The organism is Streptomyces sp. NPDC051214 (assembly GCF_040682375.1).
Taxonomy (GTDB): domain Bacteria; phylum Actinomycetota; class Actinomycetes; order Streptomycetales; family Streptomycetaceae; genus Streptomyces.
In genome coordinates, this window is record NZ_JBFBAT010000002.1 from 544,030 (window position 1) to 558,221 (window position 14,192).

Consider the following 14,192-nt stretch of genomic DNA (forward strand, 5'->3'; position numbering starts at 1 on the left):
GGCGTACGAGCGGCTACGACACGCCGAAGCGAGCCGCCAGTGTGGCGCGTTGCGCGCGGACAAAAGCCGCATCGACCACCGCGCCGTGCCCCGGCACGTACAGCGCGTTCTCGCCGCCCAGGTCCAGAAGCCGGTCGAGCGCGGCCGGCCACCGCGCCGGGACCGCGTCGGGGCCGGCCTGCGGTTCGCCCGACTCCTCGACCAGGTCGCCGCAGAAGACGATCTCGGGAGTGTCACCCGTGCCGGGGATCAGGACGGCAAGGTCGTGGCCCGTATGACCCGGGCCGACGTTCGCGAGCAGGACCTGCACCCCGCCCCCCAGGTCCAGCGTCCACTCCCCGCACACCGCGTGGCGCGGGCGGACGAGCAGGTCGGCCGCCTCCGCCGCCGCGTCCGGGGCGACCCCCTGCCGCACGGCGTCGTCACGCAGCTCGTCGCGCCCCCTCGTGAGCAGCGCGTCGAGCCCGACCGCGCCGTACACCTCCACCCCCGCGAACGCCGCGGCGCCCAGCACGTGGTCGAAGTGCGGATGCGTCAGGGCGAGATGGGTGACCCGGCGGCCCCCGCCGAGGATGCCGCGCGCCTGATTGCGCAGCTCCGCGCCCTCGCGCAGGGTCGCGCCCGCCTCGATCATCAGCGCCGATTCGCCGCCGACGACCAGGCCCGCCGTACAGTCCCAGACCGGCAGGCGCCTGCGTCCCACGTGCGGCGCGAGCCGCTCCCAACCCGCCTCGTCCCAAGCCAGTGCCACGTCCATGAAGCCGACGCTAGCCCCGCGCGGGCCGCTTGGCAGCCGTCACCCCGGCCGTCGGACCGACATGGGGTCCGGCCCTTGCCGGGCCCGTACCTCGCGGCCGTACACTGGGCGCGGTGCAGGCTGGCACTCACCTGCGGGGAGTGCCAGGCAAGGCCGCGGGGCAGACGGGCCCCAGGGCGAAAAGGTGGAGGTGTTGCGCGGATGCTCAGTGAACGCAGGCTCGAGGTGCTGCGTGCCATCGTCCATGACTACGTCGGCACCGAGGAGCCCGTCGGCTCCAAGGCGCTCACCGAGCGGCACAGCCTCGGGGTCTCGCCGGCCACCGTCCGCAACGACATGGCGGCGCTGGAGGAGGAAGGGTTCATCGCCCAGCCTCACACCAGCGCGGGCCGTATCCCGACCGACAAGGGGTACCGCCTCTTCGTCGACCGGCTCGCGGGCGTCAAGCCGATGGCGGCGCCGGAGCGCAGGGCCATCCAGAACTTCCTCGACGGCGCCGTCGACCTCGACGACGTCGTGGCGCGCACGGTGCGGCTGCTCGCGCAGCTGACCCGGCAGGTCGCGGTCGTGCAGTATCCGTCCCTCACGCGGTCGACGGTGCGGCACGTGGAGCTGCTCTCGCTGGCTCCCGCCCGTCTGATGCTCGTACTGATCACGGACACGGGCCGGGTCGAGCAGCGCATGATCGACTGTCCCGCCCCGTTCGGCGAGACCTCGCTCGCGGACCTGCGGGCGCGGCTCAACAGCAGGGTCGCGGGCCGTCGCTTCGCGGACGTGCCGCAGCTGGTGCAGGACATGACGGAGTCCTTCGACGCGGAGGACCGCGGCACGGTCGCGACGGTGCTCTCGACACTCCTCGAAACTCTTGTCGAGGAGACCGAGGAGCGGCTGATGATCGGCGGAACGGCCAATCTCACCCGCTTCGGACATGACTTTCCCCTCACCATCAGGCCCGTCCTGGAGGCTCTTGAGGAGCAGGTCGTCCTGCTCAAGTTGCTTGGCGAGGCCACGGATTCGGGCATGACCGTACGGATCGGTCACGAGAACGCCCATGAGGGACTCAGCTCTACGTCCGTGGTCTCCGTCGGCTACGGTTCGGGCAGCGAGGCAGTAGCCAAACTCGGCGTGGTCGGCCCGACCCGCATGGACTATCCGGGAACGATGGGAGCAGTACGCGCAGTGGCACGTTACGTCGGACAGATCCTGGCGGAGTCGTAAGTGGCCACGGACTACTACGCCGTACTAGGCGTGCGCCGCGACGCTTCCCAGGACGAGATCAAGAAGGCCTTCCGGAGGCTTGCGCGAGAGCTTCACCCGGACGTCAATCCGGATCCGAAGACTCAGGAGCGCTTCAAGGAGATCAACGCCGCGTACGAGGTGTTGTCGGACCCGCAGAAGAAGCAGGTCTACGACCTCGGCGGTGACCCGCTGTCCCAGGCGGGCGGCGGCGGTGCGGGCGGTTTCGGGGCCGGTGGCTTCGGCAACTTCTCGGACATCATGGACGCGTTCTTCGGCACGGCGTCGCAGCGTGGCCCCCGGTCGCGCACGCGCCGTGGCCAGGACGCCATGATCCGGCTCGAGATCGACCTGGACGAGGCGGCCTTCGGGACCACCAAGGACATACAGGTCGACACGGCGGTCGTCTGTACGACCTGCAGCGGTGAAGGTGCCGCGCCGGGGACGTCCGCGCAGACGTGTGACATGTGCCGCGGTCGCGGCGAGGTGTCGCAGGTCACGCGGTCCTTCCTCGGCCAGGTCATGACGTCGCGGCCGTGCCCGCAGTGTCAGGGCTTCGGCACGGTCGTGCCCACCCCCTGCCCCGAGTGCGCCGGCGACGGCCGCATCCGGTCGCGGCGGACGCTCACCGTGAAGATCCCCGCCGGTGTCGACAACGGCACGCGGATCCAGCTCGCGGGCGAGGGCGAGGTCGGCCCCGGCGGTGGCCCCGCCGGCGACCTGTACGTGGAGATCCACGAGCTGCCGCACGCCGTGTTCCAGCGGCGCGGGGACGATCTGCACTGCACGGTCACCATCCCCATGACGGCCGCGGCTCTGGGCACGAAGGTGCCCCTGGAGACGCTGGACGGCCTGGAGGAGGTCGACATCCGGCCGGGCACCCAGTCCGGCCAGTCGGTGCCGCTGCACGGCAGGGGCATCACGCACCTGCGGGGCGGCGGTCGCGGTGACCTCATCGTGCACGTCGAGGTCCTCACACCGAGCAAGCTGGACGCGGAGCAGGAGCGGGTCCTGCGGGAGCTCGCGCAGCTGCGCGGCGAGGAGAGGCCCACGGGGCAGTTCCAGCCGGGTCAGCAGGGCCTGTTCTCCCGCCTCAAGGACGCGTTCAACGGCCGCTGAGGTTCTGGTGCTCCGGTGCCGGAGGGTTCGCTCTCCGGCACCGGAGCACTGCTGTTTCATGCGGGGTATCGGGCGGGTGGGCGGGAAAGTCTGTAGCCCGCCGCAGGCGCCCCCGGGCCCGGTGCAAGGGGCGATTCGGCCGCCCGCCCAGGGCATGGCACGATGCGTTCATGCCCACCGCACTGACCGATCTCTGCCGCCTTCCGATCGTGCAGGCCCCCATGGCGGGCGGCGCCTCGTGCCCCCAGCTCGCCGCGGCCGTCTCCGATGCCGGGGGGCTCGGATTTCTCGCCGCCGGATACAAAACCGCCGACGGGATGTACCAGGAGATCAAACAGCTGCGGGGGCTCACGAGCCGCCCGTTCGGCGTGAACCTGTTCATGCCGCAGCCCGAGTACGCCGATGCCGCCGCCGTCGACGTCTACCGCAACCAGCTCGCCGGTGAGGCCGCCTGGTACGAGACGCAGCTCGGCGACCCGGACAGCGGGCGCGACGACGGCTACGACGCCAAGCTGGCGATCCTCGTCGAGGACCCGGTGCCGCTGGTGTCGTTCACCTTCGGCTGCCCCACCCGTGACGTCTTCGACGCCTTCGCGCGCGTGGGCACCCTCACCGTCGTCACCGTCACCTCGCCCGAAGAGGCGCAGACCGCCCAGTGGTCGGGTGCCGACGCCGTGTGCGTACAGGGCATCGAGGCGGGTGGCCACCAGGGCACGCATCGCGACAACCCCGAGACGGACGGCGCCGGGCTCGGCCTCCTCTCGCTCATCGCGCAGGTGCGCGACACCGTGCAGATCCCGGTCGTCGCGGCCGGCGGCCTGATGCGCGGCTCGCAGATCGCCGCGGTGCTCGCGGCCGGCGCGGACGCCGCGCAGCTCGGTACGGCCTTCCTGGTCTGCCCGGAGTCGGGCGCCAACGCCCTGCACAAGCAGGCCATGACCAACCCGCTGTTCACCCGTACCGAACTCACCCGGGCCTTCTCGGGACGCCCCGCGCGCGGCCTGGTCAACCGCTTCATGCGGGAGCACGGGCCCTACGCCCCGGCCGCCTATCCCCAGGTCCACCACCTCACCAGCGGCCTGCGCAAGGCCGCGGCCAAGGCCGGTGACGCGCAGGGCATGGCGCTGTGGGCGGGGCAGGGTCACCGCATGGCGCGGGAGCTTCCGGCCGCGGAGCTGGTCGAGGTCCTGGCGGCCGAGCTGGCCGAAGCCTCCGGGGGCAAGGCGTGACCGCGCCCGTCTTCGTCGTCGAGACCTTCGAAACCCTCCAGAACACTCCCGTGGGGGGCGACGGGCGCTACGTGCTCGATGGCCCCGAAGGGCGCCACGCCGTCTCCGTGAAGCGGCTGCACGCCGGTGAGGACGTCGTCCTGACCGACGGGGCCGGGCGCTGGGCCGACTGTGTGGTCGAGGACACCGAGGGCAAGGACCGCCTGATCCTGCGGATGGGCTCCGTACGGGAAGAGGCGCCGCAGGAGCCCCGCATCACCGTCGTACAGGCCCTGCCCAAGGGTGACCGCGGTGAGCTCGCCGTCGAGACCATGACGGAGACCGGCGTCGACGCGATCGTGCCCTGGTCCGCGTCGCGCTGCATCACACAGTGGAAGGGCGAGCGCGGGCTCAAGGCGCTCGGCAAGTGGCGTGCCACGGCGCGCGAGGCGGGCAAGCAGTCGCGCCGGGTGCGCTTTCCCGAGGTGGCGGACGCCATGTCGACCAAGCAGGTGGCGGCGCTGCTCGCCGCCGCCGACCTCGCCGCGGTCCTGCACGAGGAGGGCAGCGAGCCGCTGGCCACGGCCGAACTCCCGGCGGCCGGGCACATCGTCCTGGTGGTGGGCCCCGAGGGCGGCGTGTCACCGGACGAGCTCGCGGCCTTCGCGGACGCGGGGGCGAAGCCGTACCGCCTGGGGCGTAGCGTGTTGCGTACGTCGACCGCGGGGACGGCGGCGGCCGCACTGCTCCTGGGACGCACCGGCCGCTGGTCCTGAACTCCCGCGCCGGGTGAGGGAGATGCCGTGGAACTGGCCCAAGTACGGCTGCTCGTATCGGACTTCAGTGCCTGCTACCGCTTCTACGCCGACATCCTCGGCCTCAAACCGCAGTCGGGGGCGGTGGACGGGCCGTACGAGAAGTTCAGTCCGGCGGTCGGTTCCGCGGGGATCGCGCTCCAGGACCGCTCGATGATGGCCCGGCTCCTCGACGAGCTGGAGGAGTCGGCGACCGGCCACCGTTCCCTGGTGGTGCTGCGGGTCGACGACCTCGACGCGTACTGCGGCCGGATCGCCGAGCGTGGCGGCATCATCGCCCAGGGCCCCGCCCCCCTGACCGACCGCATGCGGGTCGCCCATCTCAAGGACCCGGAAGGGAACTTGGTGGAACTCCAGGAGTGGCTGTTGCTGCGCGGCTGAAGCCACCGCACCGCTCCCGGCCCGCCGCAGTTTTTTTGGACGGAAAGGGGGCTGTCGTCAGGCGGCCCGTGATGGCACTCTGCCGCCTATGGGGGCATTGAGGCGCTTACGTGATCGTGCGGTGGTCGTGCGCGGACGGCGTCGGCGGGTGTGGGGCGCCGTCGGGTTCGCGGGGGCGGCGGTGATCGGGGTCGCCGCGTGTGATCCGGTCGACGGCGGCATGAACACCGCGGCCATCGCGATCACCACGGACGAGATGGCGACCAAAGAGCTGGAGCGGCAGCATCTCGACGTGCTGTGGATCAGCTGCACCGCCCGCTACAAGTCCAGGGTCACACCGTCCAGCGGCTCCCCCGACCGGGACGCCGTCGCCACCGTCGACTGCCAGGGCCAGGCCAAGACCGGCAAGGGCTCCGACGACACCAGCGACATCACCGTCAAGGGCTCCGTGTGGTCCGTCGTCGACGGGCACTGTGTACGCGGCAACCTCACCGCCAAGGTCGACGGCAAGGAGTGGTTCCGGGTGGACGTGCTCGGCGACTGCGCCGGAGGCGACGAACCGGAGCAGCCGGAGGAACCGGACCAGCCGGACCAGCCGGATGACCCCGGCCAGCCGCCCGCCGCGACCGTCACGGTGACCGTCACGCCCCATCCGAGCTGCTCGTGCATCAGGGGCAAGTGATCCAAAACCCTGTCCGGCTCCGCCCCGGCTGCCTAGGCTGGCTGAGTGACACTGACTGGGCACTCTGCGTACCTCCGGTTTCCCCATCTGCGCGGCGAGTTGGTCGCCTTCACCGCCGAGGACGACGTCTGGGTCGCGCCTCTCGACGGCGGCCGGGCGTGGCGCGTCAGCGCCGACAACACGCCGGTGAACCATCCCCGCGTCTCCCCGGACGGGACGACCGTCGCCTGGACGTCCACGCGTGACGGCGCCCCCGAGGTGCATGTCGCCCCGGTCGACGGCGGCCCCTCCAAGCGCCTGACGCACTGGGGCAGTTCACGCACCTCGGTGCGCGGCTGGACCCCGGACGGGCGGGTCCTCGCCGTCAGCACGGCCGGTCAGGCCTCGCTGCGCCGCAGTTGGGCGCGGGCCGTCCCGCTGGACGGCGGGCCCGCGGACACGCTGCCGTACGGCATCGTGGGGGACGTCGCGTACGGCACCCGGGACGGCCAAGTCCTGCTGCTCTCCGCGCCGATGGGACGCGAGGCCGCCTGGTGGAAGCGCTACCGCGGCGGCACCGCGGGCAAGCTCTGGATCCGGGGCGGGGGCGCGGGGGACGAGGACCGCTTCGTACGCGTCCATGAAGAGCTCGACGGGAACATCGAGTACCCGCTGTGGGTGGGCGAGCGCGTCGCCTTCCTCTCCGACCACGAGGGCGTCGGTGCCGTCTACTCCTCGCTGCCCGACGGCTCCGACCTGCGCCGGCACACTCCTGTCGACGGTTTCTACGCCCGGCACGCGGCGACCGACGGCACCCGCGTCGTGTACGCGTGCGCGGGTGAACTCTGGCTGCTCGACGACCTGGTGGACGCCGTACCCCGCCGCCTCGACGTCCGTCTCGGCGGCCAGCGCACCGACCTCCAGCCGCATCCCGTCAGCGCGTCACGCTGGTTCGGCGCCGCCGCTCCCGACCACACCGGACGGGGCAGTGCCGTCTCCGTGCGCGGCGGCGTGCACTGGGTGACGCACCGCGAGGGGCCCGCCCGCGCGCTCGCCGCCGAGCACGGGGTGCGCGCACGGCTGCCGCGCACGTTCCGTGTCGACGGCGAGGAACACGTCGTCTGGGTGACGGACGCGGAGGGCGACGACGCGCTCCAGTTCGCGCCGGCCACCGGCCTCGCGCCCGGTGCGACACCGCGCAGGATCGCCGCCGGGCAGCTGGGCCGGGTGCTCGCGCTGGCCGTGGCGCCCGACGGCAGCAGGGCCGCCGTCGCCTCGCACGACGGCCGGGTGCTCCTTGTCGAGCGGGAGAGCGGTGAGGTGCGTGAGGTCGACCGCGGGGAGCACGGGGACGCCACCGGGCTCGTCTTCTCGCCGGACTCGGCCTGGCTCGCCTGGTCGCACCCGGGGCCGAGTCCGCTGCGGCAGCTGAAGCTGGCGAACACGGCCGACCTCTCGGTGTCCGAGGCGACGCCGCTGCGGTTCCGCGACTACGCGCCCGCGTTCACCCTGGACGGGAAGCATCTGGCGTTCCTGTCCGCGCGGGCCTTCGACCCCGTCTACGACGAGCACGTCTTCGACCTCGCCTTCGTCGGCGGATCGCGGCCCCACCTCATCACGCTGGCCGCCACCACGCCCTCGCCCTTCGGGCCGCAGCGGCACGGGCGGCCCTTCGAGGCGCCCGACAAGGACGAGACCCCGGACAGCGAGGGCTCGCCCGTCACCCGTATCGACCTCGACGGTCTCGCCGACCGCATCGTGCCGTTCCCGGTCGAGGCCGCCCGGTACTCGACGCTGCGGGCCGCCAAGGACGGCGTCCTGTGGCTGCGGCACCCCGTGCGCGGCGTCCTCGGCGCGTCCCGGGCCACCCCGGCCGCCCCCGACCCGCAGACCGAGCTCGAACGCTACGACCTCGTACAGCAGCGCATCGAGGAACTGGCGTCGGACGCCGACCACTTCGCCGTCAGCGGGGACGGCAAGCGGGTGCTGCTGTGGGCCGACAGGAAGCTGAAGGTCGTGCCGAGCGACCGGCGTGCCTCCGGCGACGAGTCCTCCGACTCGAACATCACCGTCGACCTCACCCGGGTCCGGCAGACCGTCGATCCGGCCGCGGAGTGGCGCCAGATGTACGACGAGGCCGGGCGGCTGATGCGGGACAACTTCTGGCGGCCCGACCTGGGCGGGACCGACTGGGACGGCGTGCTCGACCGGTACCGTCCGGTGCTCGACCGGGTGGCCACGCACGACGACCTCGTCGACCTGCTGTGGGAGGTCGCGGGGGAGCTCGGCACCTCGCACGCGTACGTCATGGGGGGCGGGGCCCGGGGGAGTGCGGCGGTACGTCAGGGGCTGCTCGGCGCGGATGTCTCGCGGGGCGCGGACGGGGTGTGGCGCATCGACCGCGTCCTGCCCTCCGAGACCTCCGACCCCTCCGCCCGCTCGCCGCTCGCCGCGCCCGGGGTCGCGGTGCGTGCCGGGGACGCCCTCCTTGCCGTCGCGGGGCGGCCGGTCGATCCGGTGGTGGGTCCCGGGCCGCTCCTCGTGGGCACGGCGGGGAAGCCGGTGGAGCTGACGGTGTCGCCCGCGGGCGGGGGTGACCCGCGGCACGCGGTGGTGATCCCCGTGGACGACGAGGAGCCGCTGCGGTACCACGCCTGGGTCGTGGACCGGCGTGCGTACGTCCACGAGCGCTCGGGCGGCCGGCTCGGGTATCTCCATGTGCCGGACATGCAGGCTCCCGGCTGGGCGCAGATCCACCGGGACCTGCGGGTGGAGGTGGCCCGGGACGGTCTCGTGGTGGACGTACGGGAGAACCGTGGCGGGCACACGTCGCAGCTGGTGGTGGAGAAGCTGGCCCGCAAGATCGTGGGCTGGGACCTGCCGCGGGGCATGCAGCCCTACAGCTATCCGGCGGACGCGCCGCGGGGGCCCGTCGTCGCCGTCGCCAACGAATTCTCCGGCTCCGACGGGGACATCGTGAACGCGGCGATCAAGGCGCTGGGGATCGGGCCCGTGGTGGGGACGCGGACGTGGGGCGGCGTCATCGGCATCGACAGCCGGTACCGCCTGGTGGACGGCACGCTGGTGACCCAGCCGAAGTACGCGTTCTGGCTGGAGGGTTACGGCTGGGGCGTCGAGAACTACGGCGTCGACCCGGACGTGGAGGTGGTGACGACCCCGGAGGACTACGCATCGGGCCGGGACCCACAACTGGACGAGGCGATCCGCCTGGCCCTGGCTTCCCTGGAGACGACACCCCCCAGGACGGCACCGGAGCTGCCGGGGTCCTGAGGTCGCCGGATAGCATGCGGGAGGACCAATGAAGAGCGAGGACCGGAGGCTCCGTATGGCGGGCGAACCGCAGGCTGACTGCCTGTTCTGCAAGATCGTCGCGGGGGACGTGCCCGCGACCCTCGTCAGGGAGACGGAGACGACGGTCGCCTTCCGGGACATCAACCCGCAGGCCCCCACCCACGTACTGATCATCCCCAAGGTGCACTACGCGGACGCCGCCGCTCTCGCCGCCGCCGAACCCACCATCGCCGCCGACGTCCTGCGCGAGGCCGCGGAGGTCGCCGCCGAGGAGAAGGCGGAGAGCTACCGCATCGTCTTCAACACCGGCAGCGGCGCGGGCCAGACCGTCTTCCACACGCACGCCCACGTCCTCGGCGGACGCGGCCTGCAGTGGCCCCCGGGATAACGGAACAACGAGACAGCGGGATAACTGGCCTTGTCCGTACGTGAACTGGTGATCCTCGGCACCGCGAGCCAGGTCCCCACCCGGCACCGCAACCACAACGGGTACGTGCTGCTCTGGGACGGGCAGGGCATCCTCTTCGACCCCGGCGAGGGCACGCAGCGCCAGATGCTGCGTGCCGGGGTCGCCGCGCACGACCTGCACCGGATCTGCGTCACGCACTTCCACGGCGATCACTCGCTGGGCCTGCCGGGGGTCATCCAGCGCATCAACCTGGACCGCGTCCCGCACGACGTGACGGTGCACTTCCCGCGCTCCGGACAGCACTTCTTCGACCGGCTCCGGTACGCCACCGCCTACCGCGAGACCGTCTCCCTCGTCCAGGAGCCCGTGGCGGACGACGGGCCCCTGGCCGTCACCCCCTCCTTCGCGCTCGACGCCGTCAAGCTCTCGCACCCCGTCGAGTCCTTCGGCTACCGCATCACCGAGCCCGACGGCCGCCGGATACTCCCGGAGCTGCTCGCCGCGCGCGGCATCGCGGGACCCGACGTGGGCCGCCTGCAGCGGGAAGGCTCGCTGCGGGGCGTCACGCTCGACGAGGTGAGCGCGGTACGGCGGGGGCAGAAGTTCGCCTTCGTCATGGACACCCGCCTCTGCGACGGCGTCCACGCGCTCGCCGCCGGCTGCGACATGCTCGTCATCGAGTCCACCTTCCTGGACGAGGACGAACAACTCGCCCGCGATCACGGCCACTTGACCGTGGGGCAAGCCGCCCGGGTCGCCGTGGAGGGCGGCGTCCGGCATCTCGTGCTGACCCATTTCAGTCAGCGCTACCCCGACCCCGGCGTCTTCGAGCAGCAGGCCCGGGACGCCGGATTCGACGGTGAACTCACCGTCGCCAAAGACCTGCTGCGTGTACCTCTGCCCAAACGAACCACCTGAGTGAGCCGCCGCCATGCCCCTTCCCAAAGCCGAACTCCACCTCCACATCGAGGGGACGCTCGAACCCGAGCTCGCTTTCTCCCTCGCCGCCCGCAACGGCGTCACGCTCCCGTACGCGGACACCGAAGAGCTCCGCAAGGCCTACCTCTTCGATGACCTGCAGTCCTTTCTCGACCTGTACTACGGGCTGATGGCCGTCCTGCGGACCGAGGCCGACTTCGAGGAGCTCGCCGACGCCTATCTGGCGCGAGCGGCCCGGCAGGGCGTGCGGCACGCGGAGATCTTCTTCGACCCGCAGGCCCACATGACGCGCGGCGTCGCCATCGGCACCGTGATCGAAGGGCTCGGGCGCGCCCTCGACCGCAGCGTCGAGCGGCACGGGATCTCGACCAAGCTCATCATGTGCTTCCTGCGCGACGAGTCCGCCGAATCCGCCCTGCAGACGCTGGAAGCCGCCAAGCCCCACCTGCACCGCATCATCGGCGTCGGCCTCGACTCCGCCGAGGTCGGGCACCCACCCGCCAAGTTCCGCGAGGTGTACGAGGCGGCGGCCGCGCTCGGCCTGCGCCGGGTCGCGCACGCGGGCGAGGAGGGCCCGCCCGCGTACATCACGGAGGCCCTGGACGTCCTGGGCGTCGAGCGCGTCGACCACGGGCTGCGCTGCATGGAGGACCCGCAGCTGGTCGAACGCCTCGTGCGCGAGCGGGTGCCGCTCACCCTGTGCCCGCTGTCCAACGTCCGGCTGCGCGCCATCGACGTACTCGAGGAGCACCCCCTGGCGCGGATGATGGACGCCGGGCTGCTGTGCACGGTCAACTCCGACGACCCCGCGTACTTCGGCGGCTACGTCGACGACACCTTCCACGCCGTACGCGAAGCCCTGGCGCTCGACCAGGAACGGCTGCGGGAGCTCGCGCGCAACTCCTTCGAGGCGTCCTTCCTCGACGGCAGCGCGGAAGACGAGGCGCTGCGGGCGCGGTACCTCGCCGAGGTCGCGGACTATTCCTTCGACTGATCACGGAGGGCGGCGGAGCTCGGCGTTCGGCCCCCGGTGGCCTGAATCCGTTACGTTGCCTGCATGGTCGTACCCCTCAAACCCAGCATCGACCCGCTCAAGGGAGCCCGCAGAGCAGGCGATCCGCCCTGCGACGTCTTCCTCACCGGCACGGTCTTCCTCGACATCATCTTCACCGGCCTCGACTCCGCACCCGTGCGCGGCACCGAGTCCTGGGCCCGCGGCATGGGGTCGAGCCCCGGCGGCGTCGCCAACATGGCGACCGCGCTCGCCCGGCTCGGCCTGCGCACGTCACTGGCGGCGGCCTTCGGGGACGACCACTACGGGGAGTACTGCTGGGACGCGCTCGAACAGGGCGAGGGGATCGACCTCGCCACGTCACGCACCGTGCCGGGCTGGCACTCGCCGGTGACGGTCTCCATGGCGTACGAGGGTGAGCGGACCATGGTCAGCCACGGCCACGAGCCGCCGCCCGACGCCGGATCCGCGGACGGCGGCGCCCCCGCCTGCCCGCCCCGCGCGCGTGCCGCGGTCGCCTCCCTGACGCCCGGCACGCGCGCGCCGTGGATCGCCGAGGCCGCACGCACCGGCACGCGGATCTTCGCCGACGTCGGGTGGGACGACACCGGGCGCTGGGACCTGGCGGGGCTCCCGGACCTGCGGCACTGCGAGGCGTTCCTGCCGAACGCGGAGGAGGCCATGCGGTACACCCGCACCCAGTGCCCCCGGGCCGCCGCCCGTGCGCTGACCGAACACGTGCCGCTCGCCGTGGTGACGCTGGGTGCCGAAGGGGCGTACGCGGTGGACGGGCGGACCGGCGAGACCGCGGAGGTTCCGGCCATCGCGGTCGAGGCGCTCGATCCCACCGGGGCCGGTGATGTCTTCGTGGCGGGCTTCGTGACCGGCACCCTCGCCGGATGGCCCCTCGCGGACCGGCTCGCCTTCGCGGGGCTCACGGCGGCGCTCTCCGTGCAGGAGTTCGGCGGGTCCCTATCGGCGCCGGGCTGGGCGGAGGTCGCCACATGGTGGCGGACCGTGCGGGAGGTCGACGACCAGGACCCCGTGGCGCTGCGCAGGTACGGCTTCCTGGAGGGCCTGCTTCCGGAGGCCACGCGTCCGTGGCCGCTGCGGCGCGCGGTGCCCACGATCGGGTTCAGGTCGGCGTAGCCGCCGCCCAAAATCGCACAGCCGTGCGTGACCGGAGTGGAAAAGCCCTACGGCGGTGACAGTGGTGCGTCGTACTCTTGGCAGTGCAAGGCTGTCGAGCGGCCACCAAGCCCCGCATGAGGAGGATGAGCAGGCCTAAGTGCCGGCCCATGACTCAGACACCCACAGCTCGTACCCCTGCCCAGGGCCAGTCACGAGCACACTTCACCGTCCCGGCCAACCACCCGATGGTGACGGTGCTCGGTTCCGGAGACGCCCTGTTGCGCGTGATCGAGAAGGCCTTCCCGGCGGCCGACATCCATGTCCGGGGCAATGAGATCAGCGCTGTCGGTGACGCCCATGAAGTCACCCTCATCCAGCGCCTTTTCGACGAGATGATGCTGGTGCTCCGCACCGGTCAGCCGATGACGGAGGACGCAGTGGAACGCTCGATCGCCATGCTCAGGGCGGACGAGGCCGGAGAGGGCGACGGCCAGGAGACCCCGGCCGAGGTCCTCACGCAGAACATCCTCTCGTCCCGCGGCCGCACGATCCGCCCCAAGACGCTCAACCAGAAGCGTTACGTCGACGCCATCGACAAGAACACCATCGTCTTCGGCATCGGCCCCGCGGGCACCGGCAAGACCTACCTCGCCATGGCCAAGGCCGTGCAGGCCCTCCAGGCCAAGCAGGTCAACCGCATCATCCTGACCCGCCCCGCCGTCGAGGCCGGCGAGCGGCTCGGCTTCCTGCCGGGCACGCTCTACGAGAAGATCGACCCGTATCTGCGGCCGTTGTACGACGCGCTGCACGACATGCTCGACCCCGACTCGATCCCGCGCCTGATGGCGGCGGGCACCATCGAGGTGGCGCCCCTCGCGTACATGCGAGGCCGCACCCTGAACGACGCCTTCATCATTCTCGACGAGGCCCAGAACACCAGCGTCGAGCAGATGAAGATGTTCCTCACCCGCCTCGGCTTCGAGTCGAAGATCGTGATCACGGGCGACGTCACCCAGGTCGACCTGCCGAACGGCACGAAGTCGGGTCTGCGCCAGGTCCAGGACATCCTGGAGGGCATCGACGACGTGCACTTCTCGCGGCTCACGTCCCACGATGTCGTCCGGCACAAGCTCGTCGGCCGTATCGTCGACGCGTACGAGAAGTACGACGACAGCCAGCAGAGTCAGCAGAACAAGAAACACGGGAAGTAGC

13 protein-coding genes are annotated in these 14,192 nt (G+C 71.8%); 12 read left to right on the plus strand and 1 reads right to left on the minus strand.

Annotated elements, in window-relative coordinates; genetic code table 11:
• Positions 1-13: 13 nt before the first annotated feature.
• Positions 14-757, minus strand: a complete 744-nt coding sequence (locus tag AB0M70_RS06800; RefSeq protein WP_365817078.1) for an MBL fold metallo-hydrolase — start codon at positions 755-757, stop codon at positions 14-16.
• Positions 758-958: 201 nt separating this feature from the next.
• Between AB0M70_RS06800 and hrcA the strand changes: the two genes are divergently transcribed.
• The 12 genes from hrcA (at position 959) to AB0M70_RS06860 (ending at position 14,191) form a co-directional block, all read left to right on the plus strand.
• Positions 959-1,975, plus strand: a complete 1,017-nt coding sequence (gene hrcA / locus AB0M70_RS06805; RefSeq protein WP_351160429.1) for a heat-inducible transcriptional repressor HrcA — start codon at positions 959-961, stop codon at positions 1,973-1,975.
• On the plus strand, positions 1,976-3,112 hold the full coding sequence (gene dnaJ, locus AB0M70_RS06810; protein ID WP_249589974.1) for a molecular chaperone DnaJ: 1,137 nt from the start codon (positions 1,976-1,978) through the stop codon (positions 3,110-3,112).
• Positions 3,113-3,282: 170 nt separating this feature from the next.
• Positions 3,283-4,341 (plus strand): nitronate monooxygenase, encoded by a 1,059-nt coding sequence (locus AB0M70_RS06815; protein ID WP_365817082.1) that lies wholly within the window; start codon positions 3,283-3,285, stop codon positions 4,339-4,341.
• Positions 4,338-5,096: a 16S rRNA (uracil(1498)-N(3))-methyltransferase gene (locus AB0M70_RS06820; RefSeq protein ID WP_365817085.1), complete on the plus strand. Its 759-nt coding sequence runs from the start codon at positions 4,338-4,340 to the stop codon at positions 5,094-5,096. Before AB0M70_RS06815 ends, AB0M70_RS06820 begins: the two co-directional genes overlap by 4 nt.
• Positions 5,097-5,123: 27 nt before the next feature.
• Entirely contained in the window at positions 5,124-5,516 is a 393-nt protein-coding gene (locus AB0M70_RS06825; RefSeq protein WP_365817088.1) for a VOC family protein, read from the plus strand.
• 127 nt (positions 5,517-5,643) lie between these two features.
• Positions 5,644-6,198, plus strand: a complete 555-nt coding sequence (locus AB0M70_RS06830) for a hypothetical protein (RefSeq protein ID WP_365817091.1) — start codon at positions 5,644-5,646, stop codon at positions 6,196-6,198.
• A 51-nt stretch (positions 6,199-6,249) separates the two neighbouring features.
• On the plus strand, positions 6,250-9,468 hold the full coding sequence (locus AB0M70_RS06835) for a S41 family peptidase (protein WP_365817590.1): 3,219 nt from the start codon (positions 6,250-6,252) through the stop codon (positions 9,466-9,468).
• A 55-nt stretch (positions 9,469-9,523) separates the two neighbouring features.
• On the plus strand, positions 9,524-9,877 hold the full coding sequence (locus AB0M70_RS06840; RefSeq protein WP_365817592.1) for an HIT domain-containing protein: 354 nt from the start codon (positions 9,524-9,526) through the stop codon (positions 9,875-9,877).
• 30 nt (positions 9,878-9,907) lie between these two features.
• On the plus strand, positions 9,908-10,816 hold the full coding sequence (locus AB0M70_RS06845) for a ribonuclease Z (RefSeq protein ID WP_365817093.1): 909 nt from the start codon (positions 9,908-9,910) through the stop codon (positions 10,814-10,816).
• Between the two features lie 13 nt (positions 10,817-10,829).
• Positions 10,830-11,831 carry an adenosine deaminase gene (locus AB0M70_RS06850; protein WP_365817096.1) on the plus strand — a complete coding sequence of 334 codons (1,002 nt, stop codon included), beginning with the start codon at positions 10,830-10,832 and terminating at the stop codon, positions 11,829-11,831.
• Positions 11,832-11,894: 63 nt separating this feature from the next.
• Positions 11,895-12,998, plus strand: a complete 1,104-nt coding sequence (locus AB0M70_RS06855) for a PfkB family carbohydrate kinase (protein WP_365817098.1) — start codon at positions 11,895-11,897, stop codon at positions 12,996-12,998.
• Between the two features lie 149 nt (positions 12,999-13,147).
• Positions 13,148-14,191: a PhoH family protein gene (locus tag AB0M70_RS06860; protein WP_365817100.1), complete on the plus strand. Its 1,044-nt coding sequence runs from the start codon at positions 13,148-13,150 to the stop codon at positions 14,189-14,191.
• The last annotated feature ends 1 nt before the right edge of the window (position 14,192 follow it).

Bases quoted from the DNA above. Each gene is read 5' to 3' on its own strand.
- AB0M70_RS06855 (WP_365817098.1), top strand. From the start codon at position 11,895: ATGGTCGTACCCCTCAAACCCAGCATCGACCCGCTCAAGGGAGCCCGC.
- AB0M70_RS06840 (WP_365817592.1), top strand. From the start codon at position 9,524: ATGGCGGGCGAACCGCAGGCTGACTGCCTGTTCTGCAAGATCGTCGCG.
- AB0M70_RS06860 (WP_365817100.1), top strand. From the start codon at position 13,148: ATGACTCAGACACCCACAGCTCGTACCCCTGCCCAGGGCCAGTCACGA.
- AB0M70_RS06850 (WP_365817096.1), top strand. From the start codon at position 10,830: ATGCCCCTTCCCAAAGCCGAACTCCACCTCCACATCGAGGGGACGCTC.
- hrcA (WP_351160429.1), top strand. From the start codon at position 959: ATGCTCAGTGAACGCAGGCTCGAGGTGCTGCGTGCCATCGTCCATGAC.
- AB0M70_RS06815 (WP_365817082.1), top strand. From the start codon at position 3,283: ATGCCCACCGCACTGACCGATCTCTGCCGCCTTCCGATCGTGCAGGCC.
- AB0M70_RS06800 (WP_365817078.1), bottom strand. From the start codon at position 757: ATGGACGTGGCACTGGCTTGGGACGAGGCGGGTTGGGAGCGGCTCGCG.